The organism is Microbacterium sp. 5K110, from assembly GCF_005774735.1.
Classification (GTDB): domain Bacteria; phylum Actinomycetota; class Actinomycetes; order Actinomycetales; family Microbacteriaceae; genus Microbacterium.
This window is the reverse complement of sequence record NZ_VBUM01000155.1, coordinates 1-2,462: the sequence shown is the minus strand read 5'-3', so window position 1 is coordinate 2,462 and position 2,462 is coordinate 1. Positions and strand designations below refer to the sequence as shown.

Sequence of the window (2,462 nt, the reverse complement as noted above, 5' to 3'; positions counted from 1 at the left end):
GTCGTCGGGGGATCGGAATACCCACCGCTCGCCGCAGGTTGACGTCGGGGTGAGCGATGCCTTCCCCTCCTTCTCGGTCCTCGACCTCGTCCCGGTGCGCGCCGGCCAGACCAGCGCCCAGGCCGTGGCAGCTTCCCTCGACCTGGTCGAGCGGGCCGATCGCCTCGGCTACCGCCGCTACTGGTTCGCCGAGCACCACAACATGCCCGCCGTCGCGTCGACGACTCCGCCGGTGCTCATCGCGGCGGCCGCGGCCCGGACCGCGCGCATCCGGGTCGGTTCCGGCGGCGTCATGCTGCCCAACCACTCTCCGCTCATCGTGTCCGAGCAGTTCGCCGCCCTCGAAGCCCTGGCCCCGGGCCGCATCGACCTCGGCATCGGACGCGCCCCGGGCAGCGACCCGGTGATCACTCAGTTGCTGAACCGTTCGGGCACGACGAGCGACGTCTCGCGGTTCCCCGACCACGTCACCGACATCATGGCGCTCACCTCGCCCGAGGGGGCGACGGTGCGTTTCACCTCCGGCACCGAGTATCAGGTGAAGGCGACGCCGCTGGCATCCGGGATGCCGCAGGTGTGGCTGCTGGGATCGAGCGACTACTCGGCGCAGCTCGCCGCGAGCTTCGGCCTGCCGTACGTCTTCGCCAACCATTTCGCCGGCGAAGGCCTCGAGCACGCCCTGCGGCTGTACCGCGACCAGTTCCAGCCGAACGAGTCGGGCGATGGTCCGCGCACCTTCGTGACGGCCAACGTCGTCGCGGCGCCGACGGCGGCCGAGGCCGAGGACCGCGCACTGCCGCAACTGCGCATGATGGCGCGGCTGCGGACGAACCGGCCCCTCGTCCCCCTCGAGACGGTGGAGCAGGCGAAGGCCGAGCCGTTCGACGCGATGGCGGAGTCGATCATGGCCTCGACGCGGCAGAAGTGGTTCGTCGGCACGGGCGACGACGTGCGCGCACAGCTCACGGCGTTCGCCGCGCGCTACGACGTCGACGAGATCATGCTCTCGCCCGTCGCCGGCGCGTACGACAACGAGCCTCTGGACTCCGCCGACGGCCGCGCGCAGACGCTCGAGCTCGTGGCGGCCGCGGCTCCCGTCACCGCCTGAGTCGGGACCGAGCGCCGGTCGGTCGCCGGTGCGGGGGCCGCGCTGTCGCCGAGACTGCATCCGCGTGACATCTGCGTCGCAGCCTGCAGTGGAGATGTCAGGCGGATGCAGTCTCGCGATCTTCGCAGGGCGCGGAGCCGGGATTACGCCTCGGGCGCGCCACTCAACAGGCCGCGCAGCCAATCGCGGGCCTCGACGAACACGTCGTCGGAGTACCGCTGCGGGTACCGCACGATCGCGCGATCGGCGCGCGCGTACGACCCGAGGAAGATCACCTTGGGGCTGAACCGGCGAAGGCCGAGCAGCGCGTCGGCCATGCGCTCGTCGTGCACGTGCCCGTCGGCGTCGATCACGAAGCGGTAGCGCCCGAGCGCGTCGCCGATGGGGCGGGATGCCAGCAGGCTCAGGTTGATGCCCCGGGTGGCGAACTGCTCGAGCAGCTCCAGCAGGGCACCGGGGTGGTCCTCGGGGAGTTCGACGATGAGCGAAGTCTTGTCCGCCCCGGTCGGCGGCGCGGGGGCCACGGTGCGGCTCACGAGCACGAATCGGGTGACGGCGTTGGCGTTGTCGCCGATGCTCTCGGCGAGGACCTCGACGTCGTGATGGGCGACGATCCCGGGCGCCGCGATCGCGGCATCCGCTCCGCTCGTGCCGTCGAGCACGCCCAGGGCGCTGGCGACGTTGCTGGCGGCGGGCAGGTGCGCGTGCGCGGGGACGTGATCGCGGAGCCACCCGAGGCACTGGCCGTAAGCCACGGGGTGCGCGGCCACGAGCGAGACGTCGGCGAGAGTCATCCCCGGCCGGCCGACGAGCACGAAGTTGACCGGGACGAGGTACTCGCCCACGATCCGGAGCCCGGGGACGGTGGCCAGCGCGTCCTGCGCGGTGGAGACGCCCCCGTCGACGGAGTTCTCGATCGCGATCATCGCGGCATCCGAACGTCCCTCGACGACGTCGGCGAGCGCCTCGCCGACGTTGCGGACCGGCCGCCAGATCTGGTCGCGCGCTTCGGGAACCTGCGCCAGGGCCGCCTCGGTGAACGTTCCCGCCGGGCCGAGATAGCTGTAGGTACGGCGGACGGACGCGGTCTCGGTGTCGGGCAGCACCGGCTCAGCCTAGTCCCGTCCGCCGCACGGGCCCCGTCGGCCATCGGAGAGAACCACCGGAATAGGGGGCCGATGCAGCGACGCACCGCGAGCGCCGACCGGGACAATGAACGCACCCGCCGACCCGAGGCGGGCAGTGCACGACCCGCGCGCTTCAGCACCGCGCGGGTGAGGAGGCCTGATCAACGATGAGCCGTGCCCGCACGACACCCCGGCGTCGACACCCGCGATCCGTCCCCGTCGACCCC

Annotated in this window: 2 protein-coding genes; one reads left to right on the top strand and one right to left on the bottom strand. The window is 72.0% G+C overall.

Annotated features, from left to right (window positions below; genetic code table 11):
* Positions 1-49: 49 nt before the first annotated feature.
* Positions 50-1,108, top strand: coding sequence for an LLM class flavin-dependent oxidoreductase (locus FE256_RS17780; protein ID WP_138178298.1), 1,059 nt, complete (start codon positions 50-52; stop codon positions 1,106-1,108).
* Positions 1,109-1,251: 143 nt separating this feature from the next.
* Here the strand turns inward: FE256_RS17780 and pheA are convergent, their stop codons facing one another.
* Positions 1,252-2,214, bottom strand: a complete 963-nt coding sequence (gene pheA, locus FE256_RS17775; protein ID WP_138178296.1) for a prephenate dehydratase — start codon at positions 2,212-2,214, stop codon at positions 1,252-1,254.
* Positions 2,215-2,462 lie beyond the last annotated feature (248 nt).